The sequence below is a fragment of the Mangrovibrevibacter kandeliae genome, from assembly GCF_024519155.1.
Lineage (GTDB): Bacteria > Pseudomonadota > Alphaproteobacteria > Rhizobiales > Rhizobiaceae > Mangrovibrevibacter > Mangrovibrevibacter kandeliae.
The window spans coordinates 421515-435433 of the sequence record NZ_JANIFJ010000003.1 but is presented as its reverse complement, the minus strand read 5'-3'; the positions used below and the strand labels follow the sequence as shown (position 1 = coordinate 435433).

The window sequence follows — 13919 nt, the reverse complement described above, 5'->3', positions numbered from 1 at the left end:
TGTCGCCGGACCTGAAGACGGCCAGGCGACGAAGACATCCACAGCACGCGACAGCAGAAGGGGGAGCGGGTGGTCGACGCCAGTCCCATGCCACACCGTCACGGTTCGGATCATCCGGGCGCGGGGACGAACAGCAAGATCGTCCCGATCCAGTCGATCGGCGACGTCATGGACGACCTGCGGCGCCAGGGGAGGCGGGTCGTCCTCTGCCACGGCGTCTTCGACCTCGTCCATGTCGGCCATATCCGGCATCTGAAGGCGGCCCAGCGCTTCGGCGACGTGCTCGTCGTCAGCATCACCGCCGACGAGCACGTCAACAAGGGGCCGGACCGGCCGGCCTTCACCTCGACGCTGCGCGCCGAGTTCCTCGCCAGCCTGGAATTCGTCAGCTACGTGACGGTGGTGGACGCGCCGAGCGCGGCCCCGGCCATCAACGCGATCAAGCCCGCCTTCTACGTGAAGGGCGGCGAATACGTCGACGCCAAGGACGACATCACCGGCAAGATCACCGCCGAACGCGAGCTGGTCGAGCACGCCGGCGGCCAGCTGGTCTTCACCGACGACATCACCTTCTCCTCCTCGAACCTGCTCAACAAGCATTTCGCGGGCCGCGACGAGGCGCTCGACGGGTATCTCTCGGAGCAGCGCGAGGCAGGGCTCGAGAAGCGGGTGGCCAGCCTGTTCGAGCGGATCGGCCAGATGCGCATCGTGGTGGTGGGCGAAACCATCATCGACCGCTACACCTACGTCGCGCCGATGGGCAAAGCGGCGAAGGAGAACATCATCGCCACGCTCTACAAGAGCGAGGAGGAGTTCGCCGGTGGCGCCGTCGCCTCGGCCAATCATCTCTCGGCGGTCTGCCCGAACGTCGAGCTGATCACCATGCTGGGCGACCCCTCGCTCGGCGAGAACTACGAGGACCTCGTCCGCGACAATCTGGATCCCTCGATCACGCTGACGCCGATCTACCGGCCCGGCGGCCCGACCGTCCAGAAGACGCGCTTCGTCGAGCCCACCTATGTGCGCAAGCTCTTCGAAGTCTACCACATGGACGACCATCCGCTGGAGGCGGAGGTCCAGGCCGAGTTTCACGAGCGTCTGCGGGCCTCGATCCGCGACGCCGATCTCGTCATCGTCAACGATTTCGGCCACGGCTTCATTTCGGGTGCGACGGTGTCGCTGCTGCGCGAGGAGGCCAAGTTCCTGGCCATCAACGTGCAGTCGAACGCCGGCAACATCGGCTACAACCTGATCACCAAATATCCCTCCGCCGACTTCGTGTGCATCGACGCGATGGAGGCCTGGCTCGCCATCCAGAACAAGCACGCGGACCTCGCGGACGTGGTCGAGCGGCGGCTGCCGGCGATCATCGACTGTCCCAACATCATCGTCACCCACGGCCGCTCCGGCTGCTTTGCGAGCACCGAGAACGGCGCTCTGCGCGTCCCGGCCTTCAGCAAGGTCGTGGTGGACACGGTGGGCGCGGGCGACGCATTCTTCGTCATCGCCGCTCCGGCGCTGGCCGCCGGTGCCGACTGCGCTACGGCGGCCTTCGTGGGCAACGTCGCCGGAGCCATTTCAATCGGGATCGTCGGCCATCGGCGTTATCTCAACAAGATCGAGATCCTGCGCTATGTCACAACCCTCCTCAAGTAATCCGAGCGCCGGCCGATCCCCCGACGCCTACCGGGGCTATGTGGCGGCGCTCGCCCGTCTCCTCGACGAGGCGAAGGTGACCGACCGCAACGAAGGCACGGTGGCCATCGGCGAGGCGGTGCTCCTGATGGCCCGCGAGATGCGGGCGTGTCACGCCCGCGGCCGCCGCATCCTGTTCGTCGGCAACGGCGGCAGCGCCGGCATCTGCAGCCACCTCGCCACCGACTTCAGCAAGAACGGCGGCATGCGCGCATCGGCCTTCAACGACGGGGCTGTGCTCACCTGCCTCGGCAACGACTACGGCTACGAGCACGTCTTCGCCAAGCAGATCGAGTGGCACGCCGCGGCCGGCGACGTGCTCGTGGCGATCTCCAGTTCGGGGCGCTCGGCCAACATCCTCAACGCCGTCGCCGCGGCCCGGGCACGCGACTGCGTCGTCTACACCCTGTCGGGGTTCAAGCCCGACAATCCCCTGCGAACGCTGGGCGATCTGAACATCTTCGTCGACAGCCCGGAATACGGCTTCGTCGAGGTGGGTCACCTGGCGATCCTTCATTCAGTGCTCGACATCGAGATGGGCTGGAACACGACTCATGGCTGACACGAACAACATCACCGCACGCAAGATCCTAGTCACCGGCGGCGCCGGCTACGTGGGAAGCGCGCTGGTGCCGCGGCTCCTCGAGGCGGGCCACACCGTGACCGTGCTCGACCTCTTCCTCTACGGCCACGACGTCTTCGACGCGGTCAAAGACAACCCGCGTCTGATCCAGGTGGTCGGGGATCTGCGCCACGAGGCGGTGGTGGAGAAGGCGATGGCGCACTGCGACAGCGTCATTCATCTCGCGTGCATCTCCAACGATCCGTCCTACGAGCTCGATCCCGATCTCGGCCGCTCGATCAACTACGACGCCTTCCGCCCGCTGGTGAAGGCGGCCAAGCGAGCCGGCGTCGAGCGCTTCATCTATGCCTCGTCCTCCAGCGTCTACGGCGTCAAGGACGAGCCGGACGTGACCGAGGACCTGACGCCCGAGCCGTTGACCGACTATTCGAAGTTCAAGGCGCTGTGCGAGGACATCCTGGAGGAGGAGCGCGAGCCCGGTTTCACCACCGTGACGCTGCGGCCCTCGACGGTCTGCGGCTGGGCGCCGCGCCAGCGCCTCGACGTCATCGTCAACATCCTGACCAACCACGCGGTCAACAACAGGCGCATCAAGGTGTTCGGCGGCGACCAGCTGCGCCCCAACATCCACATCTCCGACATGTGCTCGGCCTATGAGCTGGTGCTCGGGCTGCCCGCCGAGAAGATCGACGGCAAGGTCTACAATGTCGGCTACGACAACTTCACGGTGAACGAGCTGGCCGAGACTGTCCGGCGGATCGTCTCGTCGGACAACGTCTATGGCGGCGAGATCGACGTGGTGGTCGAGCCGACCGACGACAACCGGTCCTACAAGGTCTCCTCCGAGAAGATCGCCCGGGAGCTCGGCTATCGGCCCGAGAAGACGGTGGAGGATGCCGTGCGCGACCTTCTGGCCGCCTTCAAGGACGGCCGGCTCAAGGACACCATGTCCGACGAGCGCTACTACAACATCAAGACCATGCAGCAGACGAAGATGCGCTGATGCAGGACGGTAACGCGAGTGCGGGCGAGAGCTCCATGGGGAGCGCTCGCGTTCGTCTTGGCCTGATCGGTGGCGGCATGATGGCCCAGATCGGGCATCTGCCGTTCTACCGCGACGACCCACGGGTGGAGGTGGTCGCGGTGGCGGAGGAGCGGCCTTCGCTCCAGGCGGCGCTCGCCGAGCGCCTGGGGGCGGATCGGGTGGTCGATCACCATGAGACGCTGCTGGCGCGCGGCGACATCGACGCCGTCGTGATCTCCGCACCTCGTCCGGCGACCGGGCCTCTGACGCTCGCCGCTCTCGAGGCGGGCAAGCATGTTCTGGCCGAAAAGCCGATGGCGCACACCGCCGCGCAGGCGCGTCGCCTGGTCGAGGCTGCCGAGGCGCGCGATCTGATCTACGTCGTCGGCTACATGAAGCTCGCCGACCCCGGGGTCGAGGCGGCGCGCGAGGCGTTCGCCGAGCTGCTGCGCTCAGGGCGCCTGGGCCGGCTCCTGTCGGCGCGCTTCTACGACCATTCCAAGTCCTACGCCGTCACGCCGCCGTCGCATGTGCGCCCAGCCGAAAGTCGCACGGTCCGCTTCGAAGAATGGCCGCTGGCCCCTGACTGGCTGTCCGAGCGGCATCGGGCCGGTTACGCCTGGTTCTTGAATGCCGCGAGTCACGACGTCAGCCTGCTGCGCGCGTTCTTCCCGGACCGGCTGCGGCTCGTGGGAGCGAGTTCGCCTGGCGAGGGGGCGGTCTGTGCTCTCCTTGCCGCAGGTCCGGTGCCGTTGATTCTCGAGGTGTCGAAGACGGAAGCCGGTCGCTGGCTCGAGGGTGCGGACTTCCAGTTCGAGGGCGGCCGCCTGACGCTCTCCATTCCCTCGCCGATGGCGGTCGACGAGGTCGCGCGCGTGCGCATCGACGACCGTGCGGCCGGACTGCTCGACGCGCCGGTGCCGAGCGGGCAGGGCTGGTCGTTCGCGCGACAGGCCAAGGCCTTCATCGACGTCTTGACGGGGGAGCGCGAAGCGCCTCATGCCCCGGCCAAAGAGGCCCTGGCCGACATGGAACTCTGCGAAGCCATCTGGCGCCAGATCGAGGATCAAGCATGAACGCCTACGTTCACAAGCGAAGCGACTGCCGGCTCTGCCGCTCGCGCAACGTCGTGCGCAGCGTCCCGCTGGCGCAGGTTCCCATCGTCTCGCCCAATGTCGGATCGGACGCGGGCGAGGACGGTGCCGCACTGACGCGGGTGGTGGCGCCGCTCGACAATTATCTCTGCGCGGACTGCGGCCTCAACCAGCTGGTCTACGTGGTCGATCCGGCACTGATCTACCGCTCGTACCTCTACCGCACCTCGGTGTCGCTGGGGCTGCCGGAGCATTTTCGCCGTCTCGCCGAGGCGGTGATCGGCAGACTCGCGCTGCAGCCCGGAGCCCTGGTGTGCGAGTTCGGCAGCAACGACGGCACGTTGCTCAACCACTTCAAGGGCGAGGGCTTCCTCGTCCAGGGTGTCGACCCCGCAAGGGGGATCGCCGCCGAAGCGACGGCCCGAGGCGTTCCGACGCTGCCCGAGTTCTTCGACGTCGCGCTGGCGCAGCGGATCCGCGAAGAGCGCGGTCCGGCGAAGGTGGTCATCGCCAACAACGCGATGGCCAACATCGACGATCTCGACGAGATTTTCTCGGGCGTAGCGACCTTGATCGACGATGACGGCGCGTTCGTCTTCGAAACCCAGTATGCGCTCGACGTCTTCGACAAGACACTGCTCGACGTCATCTACCACGAGCACATCTCGCTGTTCTCGGTGCAGCCGGTATCGCGTGCCTGCGGGCGGTTCGGTCTCGAGGTGTTCGATGCCGAGCGCATTCCCACCAAGGGCGGTTCGATCCGCTTCTGGCTGCAACGACAGGGCGGGCCGCGTCCGGTGGCGGCCAGGGTCGGCGAGCTGATCGCTCTCGAGCAGGAGAGCGGACTGTACGACCTTGCCCATCATCAGCGTTTCGCTGAGCGTGTGTCCGGCATTTCGCACGCTCTGCAGAGCGAGATCGATGCCGTGCGGGCCGCCGGGGGCGTGGTCGGCGCCTACGGCACGTCTGTCGGCTGCGCCGCGCTGATCCACCAGTTCGAGCTGGAGCAGCGCCTCGACGTGCTGTTCGACGATACCCCGTTCAAGACGCGACTGGACGGTCCGGGTTACAGTCTGCCGGTCATGACGGCCGACGGCGTCTACGAGAAACGTCCGTCGCTCATCGTCATCCTCGCATGGCGTTACGCGGATCAGATCGTTGCCAAGCACCAGCGCTATCTCGACGAGGGCGGCCGTTTCCTGGTGCCGCTGCCCGACCTCAGCGAGCGCCGCGCCGGGTGACGGAAGTCCGTGGACCGCAGGCGCGGGAGATTGCGGCTGGCCGGTTCGAGCGTGTCATCGCTCGGCGTGCTGCGGCACGGCCTGGACCCGCTCGCCGTGAGGTGATGCGCCGGTCACGAGCGCTGCCGCGCCACAGATTCGACTGGACGAAGGACAGGGCATGAACAGGTTCGCCAATCGGTTCGTCAACTTTGCCCATACCCTCTATCAAATGAGCCGCCGCTCGCCGCTGATCCCGGCGCTGTTGCGTACGAGGGTGGGGCGCCGCATCGCCTTTCTCGCCGTCGACCGGCTGGACGTCCTCGATCGGCGCTTCGCGGTCGAGGCGGTGCAACGCCTCGTCGCAAGGCCAGAGGACCAGCACAACTTTTCCCGGGCGGCGCGGCGGCGCCACGAGCGGCGGCCGGATGATCCGGCCCGCTTCGACACCCTCGCCATCGCGCTGCTCAATTCCACCGACCAGCGCGCCGCGATCGCCACGGTCTTCTCGCCCGAGGCGGATCGCTTCATCGAGGAATGGCCGCTCGAAACCAACCTGATCGCCGTCCGCGTGGCGCTCGGCCACGAGACGGAATATTATCGCGGTGTCATGGCCGAGGCCTTGCGCGGCACCGACATCACCCCGGCGACGCTGCGCAAGCGGATCGAGTTCCTCAAGGCGGCCTTCGCTGCCGGAAAGCTGCTCAAGCTACGTGAAGCGATCGAATTCATCGGCCGCCAGTACCGGATCATCAGCGACCATCCCGGCCGGGCCACCGATCGCGAGATCGCCAATACGCTGAAGCTGTGGTTCAAATCCACGCTGGTGACTGTCAAGTTTCCGCACATCCATCATTTCAGTCCGGACACGGAGGAGCGCACGGCAGTCTTTTTCCTGTCTTCGACACAGGCGCTCGGCCACGCCATCCTCGACCCGTACTACTTCGTCGCCCTCAATCGCGACCGCTACGACCGCCTCGTCTTCGTCGGCCCGCCGCTGACATCCTATCGCCCGGCCTCGCGTGCCTGCCTGCAGATCGTCGAGGAGTACGGCGACTACATCGAAACCGACTCCGACCTTCTGTGCAATCTGTCGTGGATGCACGCTGGCACCCACAGCGAGGGCAATCTGACGCTGGTCGTCGACCACTACTGGGCGCTGCTGCGCGATGCCGTCCACCGCACGCGCGATGCGGCCGACCCGTTCCGCCACAACGACTGGCACTTCAGCCTGCCGCCTTACTACGACGAGGTGACGAGGGCCTTCTGCGCCGCCAACGGGATCGACCTGTCGCGCCCCCTCGTCACCATGCACGTGCGCGATGCGGGCTATCACAAGATCGCTCGTCAGTCCTTCCGGGATGCGGCGGTGGAGAGCTACCGCTCTGCCGTCGAGCATCTCCTGGCGAGCGGTTACACGGTGGTTCGTCTCGGTGACGTCAAGATGCCGCCGCTGTCGATGGACCACCCGCACTATTTCGAACTGCCGTTCATGAAGGGCTACGATTACGTGCTCGATCCGGCACTGATCGCCCGCTCGCGCTTCATGATCGGCTCGCAATCGGGACCCTGTGCCTTCGCTCGCGTTCTCGGAGTGCCGGTGCTGACGGTCAATGCCGTGCTTCACTACACGCTGCTGCCGACGCCGATGGAGATGGGCTGCTTCAAGCGGTACTACCGCACGGTGGATGGCGAGCGGGTGGAGATGTCGCTGGAGGAGGCGGTGAAGGAGCGTGTCTATCGCTTCGACAACGCCTATCAGTTCGAGGATGCCGGCATTCTCCTGGAGGGCGTGGCCCCGGAGGAGGTGCTGGCGGCGGTGCGCGACATGATCGCATGGGTGGACGATCCTGCGCTTGCCGAAACCGAGCACCAGCGTCGCTTCCGGCAGGTGGTGGAAGAGGAGGCGGTCGCCGTCGCCGGCGAAACGGAGACGCTCGACCTGCCCATCGCCGACTATGTCGGCATCTCGCTGGCGGGCTATCGGATCTCGCCGACCGTCGCGGCAAGACGGGCCAGGTTGCCCCATGCCGCCCCGCCGAGCGGCGAGCTCGAGGTGCCCGCGATCGATCAGCGGCCGCCCGAACCTGACCTGGTCGAGCCCGACCCGGAGTCGCCGCGCCAGATGGAGGAGATCCAGCCGTGACTGCGGACACCGTCGAGGCCTATCTCGAACTCGTTGCCCGGCGGCCGGACTGGTTCCGCAATCATGACCGCGGAGGCGTCGAGATCCTGACCGCGCCGGACGACATGCTGCGGGCGAGCGCCGAGGCGCGAGCGCTTCGCCAGTCGCGCGGCATGGATGCGGCCGATACCCGGCCGGGCCTTCTCGCGCAGGATCCCTACATGACACTGGTCCGCGACGCCGTGCGATTTCCCGACGGCTCCCTGGGCCTTTACAATCGCATCATGGAAACCTCGCCAGTGGCCGTCCTGCCGGTGCTGGATGGCAAGCCGGTGCTGATCCGCGTGTTTCGCCACGGCCTGCGCGACTGGTCGCTGGAGTTCCCACGCGGGGCCGTCGATCCCGGTGAGAGTGTGGAGGCGGGAGCACGGCGCGAGGTCGGCGAGGAGATCGGCGCCAACGTCCTGGAGCTGATTCCCCTCGGCGACTTCACGCCCGGCGGCTCGTCGCTCTCCATCCGCGCCAGGCTGTTCCTCGCCAAGGTCGACGGCCTCGGGGCCACCGACGTTCTGGAGGCGATCGAGGACGTTCGACCCTACGCCGTCACCGAGGTGGAGGAGAAGATCGCCAGCGGCGTGATCATCGACGGCTTCACGATGGCACTTTTCCTGCGCGCCCGGCTCAAGGGGCTGATCTGACATGTCTGCTAGTGCCGCGGTGCCCGGCGCCTCCGCCGAGATCCTGAGTGCGGCCGAGACGCTGCTCGGCGAGCCGATCCTTGAGACGGCGCCGGCGGGAAAGGGCGCCAACAGCCACATCCTGCGGATCGACACGCCCTCACGGCGGCTCGCCCTGAAGCTTTATCCCCGGCGCGTCGGCGACACCCGCGACAGACTTGCCGTCGAATGGCAGGCGCTGACCTTCCTGCGCGGCCTCGGACTTCAATCGGTTCCCGCGCCTCTGGCGCGGGATGTGGATCGGCGATTGATGGCAATGGAGTGGATCGAGGGTCCGCTGGCGTTGCCGCATCGGCCGCAGGACTTCGACGCGGCGCTGGACTTCCTCACCACCATCTTCGCCGCGTCCCACGATGCCGGCACCGACTCCTTTCCGACGGCCTCGGAAGCTTGCCTTTCCAGCGCGGAGATCCTGCGCCAGATCGAGGCGCGTCTCACGCTCTTCGTCGCAGAGCCGATGCTCGACGATTTTCTGGAGCAAACCGTCCGGCCGCGGCTCGTCGCGGCTCGGGCGCGGCTGGCGGCAGAGGCTGACGATCTTACTCCGCTGGCGGTAGCGCAGCGCCGTTTGATCCCGGCCGATTTCGGCTTCCACAACGCCATCCGGGAGCCGGACGGCACGCTCCGCTTCTTCGATTTCGACTATTTCGGCTGGGACGACCCGGTGAAGCTCGCAGCGGATATGATTCTTCATCCGGCGATGAGCTTCTCGCCCCGGGAGGAGGCGGAGACGGCGGCGCGTCTCGGCGCGGCGCTGCCGGACGATCCAGACTTCGGCGCGCGCCTGGCGCGTCAGCTCCCGCTGCACGCCCTGCGGTGGTCGTTGATCCTTCTCAACCTCCTGCGCCGCGACCGCGCCGGCGAGTTGCCGACGGACGACGACGAACGCGCCGCTCGTATCTCGGCGCAAATCGCGAAGGCCCAGCGCATGTGCGAGCGCGCCGGCCTCTGACGGAGGATCGGCGAGTCAGCCGGCGAGCGCGAGGACGAGTTCGGCGATGGCAAGGCTGGAGGTCAGTCCGGGACTTTCGATACCGAAAAGGTTGATCACCGAGCCGATGCCGTGGTGCTGGGGACCCTCGATCCTGAAGTCGGCCGCGGGCTCGCCCGGGCCGGCGAGCTTCGGACGGATGCCGCAGTACGCAGGCGTCAACGCGTTGTCCGGCAGCATCGGCCAGTAGCGCCTGACGTCCTCGTAGAAGGCGTCCGCGCGGCGCGGATCGACGCCGTAGTCGATCGTCTCGATCCATTCGACGTCGGGGCCGAAGCGCATCTGGCCACCCAGGTCGAAGGTGAGATGGACGCCGAGGCCGCCATCCACCGGCACGGGGTAGATCAGCCGCGAGAACGGGCTTCGGCCCGGCGCCGCGAAGTAGTTGCCCTTCGCATAGCGGATCGCAGGCACGTGCTCGCTCGGAAAGCCGGCGAGGCGGGCGGCGAGCGGGACGGCATCCAGGCCCGCGGCATTGACGAGGAGGTCGGTCGTGATCTCGAACGGCTCGCCGCCGCCGCTGCGGGTTCGGAGGCGTACTCCGCCGTCCTCGACCACTCCATCCAAGACCTCGGTGGCCAGGACGAGCTGACCGCCTGCGTCCTCCGCTTCGGCAAGGAGGCTCTGCATGAGGCTGTGGCTGTCGACGATCCCGGTGGAGGGCGAGTGGAGGGCGGCGACGCATCGCAGCGCCGGCTCCATCGCCATCGCCTCGCCGCCCTCGATGATCGTCAGGTCGTCGACGCCGCACCGGGCGGCATGCAGCCGGATCCCTTCGAGCCGGCCGATCTGGCGATCGTCCGTGGCGACGATGAACTTGCCGGAGCGGCGATGGGGGATGCCGCGCGCTGCGCAGTAGCGATAGAGCTCGTCGCGGCCGGCGACGCAGAGGCGGGCCTTCAGGCTGCCCGGCGGATAGTAGATGCCGGCATGGATCACCTCCGAGTTCCGGGAACTGGTTCCCGTACCGAAAGCGTCCGACGCCTCCAGGATCATCACCTCACGACCGTCACGAGCCAGGGCCCGGGCGATCGCAAGTCCGACGACGCCGGCGCCCACCACGATGCAGTCGATATCCTTCGTCATGCCCGACCCACGTTGATCGACCGGACCGGCTCGCCGAGCCGACCGTCGACCATGCTTCTAAAGCATGAGACCGCGGCGATGCACGTCCTTCGATACGCCGCCCGGGAACGACGGCGGCGACCGGCTGGCCAAGCGGCTCGGCACGCGCCGCCTTGAGCGCGCATCCGCGCCGAGGACAATCGCTTCTGGCTTCTCCGGCGGGACCGTCACGTAAATCTCTGACAGCCTTCGCGGAATTTGCAGAAGCCCGATCGGCTGGAGGCGTCGCTCGTCCCCGTCTGCGCCGCCCGCTCTAAGCTGGGGGTCGCCCAACGGGAACGACGCCCATGTCCAACACACCCCATCTCGGCTTGCCCCTTCTCTTCGCGGCACAGTCCCAGAAGCACGTCACCCACAACGAGGCTCTTCTGATTCTCGATGCGGTGGCGCAGCTGGCGGTGATCGATCGCGATCTGACGACGCCCCCGCCGTCCCCGGCCGACGGAGCGCGCTATCTGGTCGCGGCAGGGGGCGGCGGCGCCTGGACCGGACAGGACGATGCGATCGCGCTCTGGCAGGATGGCGCGTGGAGCTTCCTCGCCCCGCTGGCCGGCTGGCTCGCCTTCGTTGCCGACGAACGCCTCTTCCTGGTCTTCGACGGCACCGCGTGGACGCCCTTCGCCGCGGAGAGTGCCGATGCGGCTCAGGATCTGCAGAACGTCGCGCGCCTCGGGATCGGCACCACCGCAGACGCGATCAACCCGCTTTCAGCCAAGCTCAACAAGGCCTTGTTCTCCGCCCGCTCGGCGGGAGAGGGCGGTGACGGCGACCTGCGCTACGCGCTCAACAAGGTCGGCTCGGGCAACGTCGTCTCCTTGCTGATGCAGACCGGGTATTCCGGCCGCGCCGAGATCGGTCTCGTCGGCAATGACGATCTCGCACTGCGCGTCAGCAGCGACGGCGCCGCTTGGACCGACGCGATGACGATCGCAGGCGCAAGCGGCGCCGTGGGCCTCGGAACGTCGTCGCCCGCGCCCACCGGGACCGGCAGCCGCGGTCTTCACGCCAAGGCTAATGTTGTCGGTGCTCATGTCGCGGCCCGCGTCGAGAACGAGGCGGCGAGCGGCTACAGCAGCCTCTGGCTCGGCTCCAGCAACGACGGCCTCTTGCGCGGCAGCGCTGCAGCCGCTTCCTGGGCCAATCAGCTGGTGTTCCTCACCTCCGGCACGACCGCTCTCAGCTTTGCCGTGGGTGCGGCAGCCCGCCTGAAGATCGATGCCGCCACGGGGGGCCATACGCTGCCAGGCTCTGACAACGCCTATACACTGGGGGCGGCCGGTGCCCGCTGGGCGGCGGTCTGGGCCGCCAACGGCGTCATCCAGACCTCGGATGGCCGCGACAAGACAGTCGAGGCGGCGATTCCGTCGACCGATGCCGGCCGTCTAGTCGATGCCGTGGCTCCCGTCACCTTTCGGTGGAAGGTCGGCGGCACCGAGGTCGAGGTCGTGGAGGATGCCGTGGACGGGCCGGGGACGGCCGCCCATCGGGAGCGGCCGCGGCCGGGACGACGCCAACATGCCGGCTTTATCGCGCAAGACATTCGCGCGGGGCTCGAGACCGCTGGCCTCGACATCGGCGCCTGGGGGCTCTGCGACCTCGACGATCCGGACAGCCGGCAATGGCTGCGACCCGATCAGCTGGTCGCCTTGCTCTGGGCGGCATTGCGCGACACCCGCACCCGTCTCGCCACACTGGAGGCGAGGGAGGTTGCGTGATCAAAGCAGGGTCGAAGCGGCCTCCAGATTGCGCGAGACGTGGAACGGCAGGGTGAGCAGCGGGTCGGACCGCCAGCGTCCGTCGTGCCCGGCGCCGAATTCGTATTGCTCGGTCAATACGGTATCGAGCATGGCCGGACCCTCGCCGCCGCGGATCGGCGCCCGCCAGCGGCTGGCGAGCCACAGGCACAACAGCCGGCGTGACAGGGGCGAGCCGTTGATGCGGACGTCGTTCCACAGGCGGAAGAAGGCACTATCGGCGCCGCGACGGGAGTCGTCGCGCCAGAGCTGCAGGGTGTCGCCGTAGCGGCGTGCGTCGAAGGCGGTCTCCGGGCCGATCACTACCGCGCCGCGCCTCTGCAGTGCGGCATGAAGATCGACGGTTTGCGAGGTCGCAAGGTCACCGGCGGGAGAAGCCGCGGCTAGGGTGACGAAGTCTTCACGATGCACCTGCGTCGCGATTTCGCTCGCCGCTCGTCGTGCTTCGAGGTCGGCAACTTGACGCTGCGCCATCACCGCAGCGCCCATGTGGGTGTGACGGATTACCGGACAGTCGTGGAGAAGCGGATCGATGCCGAAGAAGGAGATCTGCCAGTCGCGGTCGAAGCGGCTGAGCCAGCCGCCGGTATCGAGAAGCGCCGGAAGGTTGTGCGCCGTGGTGTCGAGCGGGGCGAAGACGTGATTGACGGTGAAGAGGGACCGCACGCTGTTTCGTGCCTGGATCAGGTCGAAATAGCCGGCAACATGCGCGCGCGTCATCTCCCCTAGCGACCAGAAGTTGACGGCGAGGTCGAAGCTCTCCCCGGTGATGTCCCCAGCGTGCTCGGCCGCAACGAGCACGAAGTCCGCATCCTTCGCGGACGGGTCGGACAGGCTCGTCGCATGGACGATTAGCGCCTCGGGGAACGCGTGAGCGAGAAAATGGCCGGCTACGGTGAGAGAGGGTTGCAGGTCTAAGAGAACGAATCGACAGCCGGGATGGTGAAGGCGCATCACGCGGGCGAAGCCTCCGTAGCCGCTGCCGATTTCAAGGACGCGACGTGGCGGCTGCCCGAGATGCACGTCCAGCGCCGCGACATAGGACCAGAAGCGCAAGAGGTCGGGGCTGAGGCGCCGGCCCTCTACCTCCACCGTCGTCTCGGACGGCAGGAGCGGGCTTTCGCCGAAGTTCTCCGGCCACGCCACGCGGCCAATGTTCAAGGACTTCATCGTGTCGAGCTGCCAAGCCACCGTCGCTTCGACGACACCTGGATCGCGCAACATCGACATTTGGGCATAGCCGCCGCTGGAGACGATGGCGCGGAAAAGCCCATTGTTGATCGGCTCCCGCCCGAGCTGCCGGCTGTAGTCGGCAGCGGGATTCGACCACACCCGGCCATAACCTCGCGTCCCGCGGTCGGGTTCTACGAAGGTCGGAGCCATCTCTCCACCCGCCGCCGAGCGCGACAACATCATCTGAATGCGGTCTCGATCGTTGGCAGTCGCTTGGAGGGCTTGGCTATAAGCACCGACTTGCGATTCCAGTTCGCCGACTCTGGCTTCAAGCGCCGAGAACTTCTTTCGACTGACGATCCTCCATCCTAGATCGAACATATGCACCCTCCGGATCG

At 67.1% G+C, this 13919-nt stretch carries 11 protein-coding genes; 9 read left to right on the top strand and 2 right to left on the bottom strand.

Features of this window, described 5'->3' with window-relative positions:
• Positions 1 to 87 precede the first annotated feature (87 nt).
• From NPA30_RS11670 to NPA30_RS11635, 8 genes are all read left to right on the top strand, one after another.
• Positions 88 to 1656: a PfkB family carbohydrate kinase gene (locus NPA30_RS11670; protein ID WP_256802847.1), complete on the top strand. Its 1569-nt coding sequence runs from the start codon at positions 88 to 90 to the stop codon at positions 1654 to 1656.
• The gene (locus tag NPA30_RS11665; RefSeq protein ID WP_256802846.1) at positions 1634 to 2257 is read left to right on the top strand and encodes a D-sedoheptulose-7-phosphate isomerase; all 624 of its coding nucleotides are present in this window, start codon (positions 1634 to 1636) and stop codon (positions 2255 to 2257) included. Before NPA30_RS11670 ends, NPA30_RS11665 begins: the two co-directional genes overlap by 23 nt.
• The gene (locus NPA30_RS11660) at positions 2250 to 3281 is read left to right on the top strand and encodes an NAD-dependent epimerase/dehydratase family protein (protein ID WP_256802845.1); all 1032 of its coding nucleotides are present in this window, start codon (positions 2250 to 2252) and stop codon (positions 3279 to 3281) included. The genes NPA30_RS11665 and NPA30_RS11660 overlap by 8 nt, the downstream gene beginning before the upstream one ends.
• Positions 3281 to 4378 carry a Gfo/Idh/MocA family protein gene (locus tag NPA30_RS11655; RefSeq protein ID WP_256802843.1) on the top strand — a complete coding sequence of 366 codons (1098 nt, stop codon included), beginning with the start codon at positions 3281 to 3283 and terminating at the stop codon, positions 4376 to 4378. Before NPA30_RS11660 ends, NPA30_RS11655 begins: the two co-directional genes overlap by 1 nt.
• Positions 4375 to 5637 (top strand): class I SAM-dependent methyltransferase, encoded by a 1263-nt coding sequence (locus NPA30_RS11650; RefSeq protein WP_256802842.1) that lies wholly within the window; start codon positions 4375 to 4377, stop codon positions 5635 to 5637. Before NPA30_RS11655 ends, NPA30_RS11650 begins: the two co-directional genes overlap by 4 nt.
• A 160-nt stretch (positions 5638 to 5797) precedes the next feature.
• Entirely contained in the window at positions 5798 to 7762 is a 1965-nt protein-coding gene (locus NPA30_RS11645) for a TIGR04372 family glycosyltransferase (RefSeq protein WP_256802841.1), read from the top strand.
• A complete protein-coding gene (locus tag NPA30_RS11640) occupies positions 7759 to 8439 on the top strand; it encodes an NUDIX hydrolase (protein WP_256802840.1) in 681 nt (226 codons plus the stop codon). The genes NPA30_RS11645 and NPA30_RS11640 overlap by 4 nt, the downstream gene beginning before the upstream one ends.
• Position 8440: 1 nt before the next feature.
• Complete coding sequence (locus NPA30_RS11635) at positions 8441 to 9430, top strand: aminoglycoside phosphotransferase family protein (RefSeq protein ID WP_256802839.1); 990 nt, start codon at positions 8441 to 8443, stop codon at positions 9428 to 9430.
• Positions 9431 to 9445: 15 nt separating this feature from the next.
• On the opposite strand, the gene NPA30_RS11630 is transcribed toward NPA30_RS11635, so the two are convergent.
• Complete coding sequence (locus tag NPA30_RS11630; RefSeq protein ID WP_256802838.1) at positions 9446 to 10555, bottom strand: NAD(P)/FAD-dependent oxidoreductase; 1110 nt, start codon at positions 10553 to 10555, stop codon at positions 9446 to 9448.
• Between the two features lie 326 nt (positions 10556 to 10881).
• Here NPA30_RS11630 and NPA30_RS11625 point away from each other — a divergent pair, with 326 nt between their 5' ends.
• Positions 10882 to 12309 (top strand): DUF2793 domain-containing protein, encoded by a 1428-nt coding sequence (locus NPA30_RS11625; protein ID WP_256802837.1) that lies wholly within the window; start codon positions 10882 to 10884, stop codon positions 12307 to 12309.
• On the opposite strand, the gene NPA30_RS11620 is transcribed toward NPA30_RS11625, so the two are convergent.
• Positions 12310 to 13902, bottom strand: coding sequence for a putative sugar O-methyltransferase (locus tag NPA30_RS11620; RefSeq protein WP_256802836.1), 1593 nt, complete (start codon positions 13900 to 13902; stop codon positions 12310 to 12312).
• Positions 13903 to 13919: the final 17 nt, after the last annotated feature.